The organism is Burkholderia sp. BCC1999, from assembly GCF_905339975.1.
GTDB lineage: Bacteria > Pseudomonadota > Gammaproteobacteria > Burkholderiales > Burkholderiaceae > Burkholderia.
Window position 1 is genome coordinate 396,868 of record NZ_CAJPHP010000002.1, and the last position, 7,032, is coordinate 403,899.

General features: G+C 60.2%; 5 protein-coding genes and 1 pseudogene. All 6 read left to right on the top strand.

Annotated features, from left to right (window positions below; translation table 11 throughout):
* Positions 1 to 27 precede the first annotated feature (27 nt).
* Positions 28 to 390, top strand: a complete 363-nt coding sequence (locus U5809_RS04610; RefSeq protein WP_322085719.1) for a cupin domain-containing protein — start codon at positions 28 to 30, stop codon at positions 388 to 390.
* A gap of 107 nt (positions 391 to 497) precedes the next feature.
* Positions 498 to 1,910: a flavin monoamine oxidase family protein gene (locus U5809_RS04615; protein ID WP_196486674.1), complete on the top strand. Its 1,413-nt coding sequence runs from the start codon at positions 498 to 500 to the stop codon at positions 1,908 to 1,910.
* Positions 1,900 to 4,158, top strand: a complete 2,259-nt coding sequence (locus U5809_RS04620; RefSeq protein ID WP_322085720.1) for an ATP-dependent Clp protease ATP-binding subunit — start codon at positions 1,900 to 1,902, stop codon at positions 4,156 to 4,158. The genes U5809_RS04615 and U5809_RS04620 overlap by 11 nt, the downstream gene beginning before the upstream one ends.
* 178 nt (positions 4,159 to 4,336) lie before the next feature.
* The gene (locus U5809_RS04625; RefSeq protein ID WP_322085721.1) at positions 4,337 to 5,197 is read left to right on the top strand and encodes a phytanoyl-CoA dioxygenase family protein; all 861 of its coding nucleotides are present in this window, start codon (positions 4,337 to 4,339) and stop codon (positions 5,195 to 5,197) included.
* A gap of 707 nt (positions 5,198 to 5,904) precedes the next feature.
* Positions 5,905 to 6,249 (top strand): SMR family transporter, encoded by a 345-nt coding sequence (locus tag U5809_RS04630; protein ID WP_322085722.1) that lies wholly within the window; start codon positions 5,905 to 5,907, stop codon positions 6,247 to 6,249.
* Between the two features lie 478 nt (positions 6,250 to 6,727).
* A pseudogene (locus U5809_RS04635) lies at positions 6,728 to 6,841 on the top strand (plasmid pRiA4b ORF-3 family protein); the annotation flags it as partial.
* Positions 6,842 to 7,032 lie beyond the last annotated feature (191 nt).

Genomic DNA, 7,032 nt, shown 5'->3' on the forward strand with positions numbered 1-7,032 from the left:
CAGTAGAACTGAATAGAAGGAAGAGACATGAACGGCAAGATCGTTACCGGCAACATTCATCACGCGAACAACTTCAAGCCCCTTACCGTGGAAGAGGGCGGCTGGCAGACCCTCAAGGGGAACCCGGCGACGCAGGTGCACGACTTCGTCAACAACGGAACGATGTGGTGCGCGTTGTCCACGTGGGAAGCATGCGCGATCCGCGAAACCATCAACAACTACTCGTCCATTCAAGTACTCGAAGGCGACCTCACCATCACGCACGGCGATGAAGTGATCGAGCTCACCGCGGGTGGCCTGGCGTTCTTCACGCCCGGTATGGAGGTCGTGTTCGAAGTGAAGACGCACATGCGGGAAGTGTTCACGGTCTTGGGCGAATTCAACGCATAAGGCGTACAGCTCTGGTCGCGACGGGCCGGGCCGCTGTCATCGTAGCGGCCCCAGAAATAGCCTGATCGCGGGCAAGCGACCCGCTGGAAACGAGAAAGGAGAGATTCGTGAGTTCTGCAGAATTCGACTACGATGCCATCGTCATCGGTGGTGGATACGCCGGCGTGAGCGCCGCCAGAGACCTGGGTGACCAGGGTTATTCGGTCCTGTTGCTCGAGGCACGCGATCGTCTGGGTGGCCGGACCTGGTCCGAACATAAAAAAGTGGGTGATTTCGAAGGGGTCGTGGAGTACGGCGGCCAGTGGGTCTGGTCCGAGCGCCAGATGCACATGAGGAACGAGATCGAGCGCTACGGGATGACGATCATGCATTCGCCCGAGACGGCTCATTTTCCGACGCTCTCCCATGGTGAGCACAATCCGGGCCCGTGGCCTGTACCGTTCGAGGAACTCTACGACTTCGAGAAAGCGGTCGGCCTGATGCTGGCGGATGTGCGTCGTATCAAGGTGGGGGTGCCGCTGGATCTGCAGAACTTGACCGATCTCGATATTCCGTACGGCGAGTACCTGGATAAACTCGAGGTCGGCAAGAAGACGCGTGCGTATCTGAGCATGTTCTTCTACAACGCATTCGCGCGTTATCCCGACGAAACGTCGGCGCTCCCGGCCCTGGCCCTTATCGCCGGGATGGACCATAGTCTGCTGCGCGCGTGGGGCATGATCGACGAATACCTGAAGGAAGGCACCGGTGCGCTGATCAACGCGATGGCTACGGATTCCGGGGCCGACGTTCGCTTGAATACCCCAGTTGCGCGTGTCGAGCAGGATGCTGAAGGTGTGACGATCACTACGCGGACGGGCGAGCGCTTCACAACCCGCACCGCCGTGGTGGCCACGCCGATGGTGTGTTGGTCCGATATCGAGTTTTCACCGGCGCTGAGCGCGGGAAAAACGGCTGCGGCGGCCGAGCGTCATGTCGCCTATCCGGTCAAGGTGATCGCGCAGATCAAGAATGCGCTGAAGCCGGTCGCAACCGTCGTCGACGCGGTCAGTACGAAAGGCGCGTTCATGGCCTTCACGCAGCACGACCTGGGGGACGAAGGGCAGATCATCGTCGGCTTCCTGATCGATCATCCCGAGCGCGAGAGTTTCTCGATCGACTTCCCGGGCATCGAAGCGTTCGTCCAGACCATTTACCCCGACGCGGAGCTGGTGGCGTTCGAGGCGCATCGCTGGAGGACGGACCCGTGGTCGGGCCATGGCGGCTGGATTGCATTCCAGCCCGGCCGCATCAGCAAGTCGCATTCGGAGCTCGTCAGACCCGACGAGCGGCTGTTCTTCGCGACTGCTGATATCGCTACCACCTTTCCCGGCTGGATCGAGGGCGCGGTGGACATGGGCAAGAAGGCGGCTATCGATGCCCAGCGGCTGATGACGCGCGAAGTGATGGAAGTGAAGCTCAAGGTTCGAGTTGGCGCGAAGCGTGCCAGTGCGAAGGAGGGGGCATCCGTTGAGGACTGACGCGCATGGCGCATCGGGTACGCCTTCGATTCTTTCGGGGTTGAAGGCCCCTTACACGCGTCGTTCGCTGGAGGCGCTTGCGCGCGCCGAATCGATCGCCCATGACGCATGTGCATCCGCCGCGCCCGAACAGGTATTGGTTGCCGTTCTCGAACAGGCCGGGACGCTGGTTGCACCCATCCTGACCCGGCTCGGAGTCGGGCATCCCGAATTGCTCGAGGCAGCGCGGGACCATGCGGTGGTGCAGGTGGCCGGTCAGTCCGACGCTCGCGCACGCATGACGTCGCTGCTCAGGGCTGCGGAACATGAGGCGCAACAACTGGAAGACCGGTTCGTCTCCGTCGAGCACCTGCTGATCGCCGTGGCCGGGCGGCTCGACTCCGTCGGCGGGGTGCTTCAGGAGGCGGGCGCCGAGCGGGCGGGCGTCATCGCCGCCGTCCTGCATCTGCGCGGTCCGGCCCGCGTGCTCGACGAGGATCCGGAGCGGATTTACCTGAAGTCCGAATGGCGTCCGGTCGACGTGTCGAAGAACCTGCTGCGATACAGCCGGGACATCACCCAGCTTGCGTTCCATGGGCAACTGGACCCCGTGCTCGGTCGCGATGCGGAAATCGAGCGTGCGATCCAGGTGCTGACGCGGCGCCGGAAGAACAACCCGGTGCTGGTGGGCGATCCCGGCGTCGGCAAGACCGCGATCGCGGAAGGCATCGCGCAACGCATCGTCGCCGGGAAGGTGCCCGCCGCGCTGATGGATCGCCGGATCATCGCGCTGGATGTCGGCAGCCTGGTCGCGGGCGCGAGTTTTCGAGGCGAGTTCGAGGACCGGATCAAGACCGTCCTGAAGGACCTGGAGCGGGCGGACGGCAGGATCATCCTGTTTATCGACGAGCTGCACACGATCGTCGGAGCGGGCGCGGCGGAAGGCGCGGTCGATGCCGGTAACCTGTTGAAGCCGATGCTGGCGCGCGGCGAGCTGTGCACGATCGGTGCCACGACGGTCGACGAATACCGCAAGCACATCGAGTCCGACGGCGCACTGGAACGCAGGTTCCAGCCCGTCGTGGTGGCCGAGCCCGGCCCGTCCAGCGCCGTTGAAATGCTCCGCGGATTGCAGTCCAGCTATGAACGCCATCACCGGGTCCGGATTTCCGACTCCGCGCTCACGGCAGCGGTTGCATTGAGCAAGCGTTATATCGCGGATCGCTACCTTCCCGACAAGGCTATCGACCTGATCGACGAGGCGTGCGCGAAGAAGCGGATCGACGTTGATGCCGGTTCGCGGGATGGCCACGGTGATGCGGTGTGTATCGACGAGCGGGACGTCGCGCGCGTCGTCGCGCAATGGACCGGGATTCCTGCCGAACGGCTGCGAGAGGAGGAGCTCAAGAAGCTGGCGAGCCTCGACGAGCGCATGGCGGAGAAGGTGATTGGCCAGCCTGCGGCGATCGGCCGAATATGCTCTGCACTCCGGAGTTCACGAACCGGGCTGGCAGATCCGGACCGGCCGATCGCGTCGTTCCTGTTCTGCGGGCCGAGCGGCGTGGGAAAGAGCCACCTGGCCCGGGTGCTTGCGCAGGTCATGCTTGACAGTGAAGACTTCCTGATTCACCTCGACATGACGGAGTACGCGGAGAAGCAGTCCGCGAGCCGGCTGATCGGACCACCGCCGGGTTATGTCGGTTACGAAGCGGGCGGGCAACTGACCGAGAGCGTCAGGCGCCGGCCGTATTCCGTCATCCTGCTGGACGATATCGATCAAGCACATCCGGACATCCTGGGGCTGCTGCGGCAAGTGCTCGACAGCGGCGTGATGACCGACGGCCAGGGGCGTGAGGTCAGTTTCCGCAATACGCTGCTGGTGATGACGAGCAGCCTCGTGGACCTGGCCGCCGTCGGGCAGTATTTCCGCGCCGATTTCATCGGCCGGCTGGATGACGCCATACCGTTCTCGTCGCTCGATGCCGACGGTCTCGTGCAGTTGATCGACGTGCAGATTCGTACGGTCGAGAGCCGGCTGATGGAGCGCAACATCGGTATCGAGGTCTCGTCGCGCGCGAGGGCGTTGCTTGCGATGTCCAATGCAGGGAACGGGGCCCGCCCGCTGCTGCGCGTCGTGCAGCATCGGCTGATGGCGGAAGTGTCGCGGCGAATCGTCGATGGCACATTGCGGGAAGGTGAAACGGTCGTGTTCGATTGCGATGGCGAATCCCTGTTTGTCACCGTGACCGCCGGATCAAACAAGCGGTAAGCCCGGCAGACTAGGCATCGCTGACGACGCTTGCGAACGTCAGCGCTTGCCGATAGCGGATATCGCGACGCTCCGGGGAGCGATAGCCTCGTTCATGAAGACATCGGCAACCCCAATCGCGAGCGGCCGATTCTTGGCGAACCTCATTTCCCCCTCTACTCAAACATGGAGACAAACAATGACTGGAAACAGAGATCTTGAACGCCTGCCTGCGTCCGCGTCCGTCGCGCAGGTTCGCGCGGCCGTCGAGCGAGACGGCGGTGTGATCATCAAAGGGTTGTTCCGCGACGAGGCCGACGGGCTGAATGCCGAAATCGACGACCTGGTAGCGGGCTACAAGGTGGGTATCGAAGGCAATGAGTTCATGCGCGAGTTCGCCGGGAGAAAGACCAAGCGGATTACCCAGTTGGTCAACCGGAGTGCGTATTTCCGGGAGCATCTGCTCGATCATCAACGTCTGCTGGAACTCGTCGATCCCTTCATGCTGCAAACGAGCGACAGCTACTGGCTCAGTACCAGCCAGCTTATCGAACTGCAGCCGGGCGAGAAGGCGCAGCTTCTTCACCGGGATGGCGACAATTATCCGGCGTTCAGACAATTTGGTGCGGGTGCGCCGGAAATCGCGATGAACTGCCTGATCGCGCTTTCGGAATATACGGAGGAGATGGGCGCCACGCGGGTCATTCCGGGGAGCAATAAATGGGAGGACTGGTTAAGGCCGGTGACGCAGGCCGACACCGTTGCCGCGGTGATGGAAAAAGGTGATGCTTTCTTGTTCTCGGGCAAGGTGATCCATGGCGGCGGGGCGAACGTCAGTAACAAGCCCCGCAGGGCGCTGGCCATGGCTTATTGCCCCGGATGGCTGATGCCGGAAGAGGCTTATCCGTTCCAGGTCCCGATCGAAATGGTGCGCACGCTGAGCCCGCGCGCACAACAGCTCATCGGGTTCCGCTCGTTTCATAACCAGACGCTAGAGGGCGGTAGCCTTTGGCAGGTGAACTATGAGGAACTCGGATCGTTCCTCAAGCTCGACGCATAACCTCAATGGCGCGGGGCGTGGGTTCGGCTGAGCCGGCGCCCCTGGGTTGGATGGAGCGCTTGTATCGAGCGGGCATCAGCGCCGTCGGATGCAGCGTTGCCGAATGCGGCATGGAACTACTGCGAACTGTCTTGCAGCGGGGATGCTCTGGTAGTTTGAGCAATGACGCATCACGAAGTGACTGATGCAACGGTGGATCGAACCCAATTGCACGATCTCGCATGGGGTCTGCATCACGCGTTTGATGGACAGCGCTTGGATCAAACGAGAGCCGAGGGCTTTGCCCATCAATGTGGCCGATGATGCGAGCACCGGCGACCTGCTCTCACATTTTCGGGATTTTTCCCCGGTAACGTGAGTCCGAATTTTACCGAAAGATAGTTACGATGGTTGGTCAGAACGAATTGCAAAGGGTGCGTGCGGAAGCCGCGCTCGCCGTGAACGCCGACGACGCTGACGTATGGCGATGGTTTTCGTCGTTGATGGATGATCACCGCATACGCTGGCGTCACACCGAGAACAAGTGGCTCGTCAGCGTCGATAACAGACATGTGGCAACCGAACAGAGTTTCGATAGCGCAATTAGGTCGGCAAAGGACGCGGTGGACCTCCGGGACAGTCCTCCATTCGATTGAATGAACAACGTGCCAAGAAAGTATGGACCGCCTGACAATCGATGATTACAGAAACATGAAGGCAAAACACTTGTGAATCCACTAGTTTTCACCTACGGCGCACTCATCGCCGCAATCGTCAGTGAAGTGATTGGCACGACGTTCCTGCAGAAGTCCCAACAGTTCACCAAGCTTGGTCCGTCGCTACTGACTGCGATTTCCTATGGTGCCGCGTTCTATGCGCTGTCTCACACACTCACTGTTCTTCCAGTTGGCATTGCCTACGCGATCTGGAGTAGTCTCGGGATCGTCCTTATTTCAACAGTTGGCTTTTTCGTCTTCAAGCAATCTCTCGACGTACCAGCTATGCTCGGCATTGGATGCATAGTTGTTGGTGTCGTCATCATCAACGTTTTCTCTAAATCTGTCGCGCATTGATGCAAACACGGAACGCAAAGCGAGAACCTGATCCAAAGAACCTTGTAGGGGTCAACCAACCCCGGACACTACATTAAGGTTTTCTTCAGAAACGGCCGTCGCCAGTGCGCCATCGAACTGATGCGACAGTTGCCGGTGTACCGGTACATCCGATAGTGATTGATGTCTTGGCGTACCTCCTGCGCTGACATGTAGCCCACTGAGGGCAGCCTTTGGTCTTGAAGCTGCGGAACAACCTCTCCATCGGAGAATTCACGACGACGCATGCTTCGTGGGATCGATAGAGTCTCGTCGAGTTGATAAGATAATTTTTCTTATCACTACAGCATGATTTATTCGCAAAACTGATCGACTGGGAAATGTGTCTAGCCTCCGCACCTTCGTGCGCTCCGGTCATCAATAGTGCGCCGAACGCCGATGAATCGGCCGTGCCGCCTGTCTGGATTGCAGACACCGTCAATTGCACGACGGGGAACAGGCAGAGCGTTACCGAAACTGGATCGGATCCGGCTTCGACGCGGAATTATTCGATTTGCGTGCTGCCAATGCAGCGCTGTCGCGCATGGCTTCCAACCGTTGGGGCAAGCGGTAACTCAGACTGCGTCAAGATTCCGGACGGCGTGAAGACGGAACTGCTGGACTGCAGTATGCCGGCAGAACCTCGGTGCAACGCCGAAAAGTACCATCTAGGGAGCTCGGTGTTGCGCTGAAGCAGCTGATCTGCGGTGCGCTACGCAACACCTCCAAATGTACCAGTCACGTTGATAATTCACGTTATGTCAA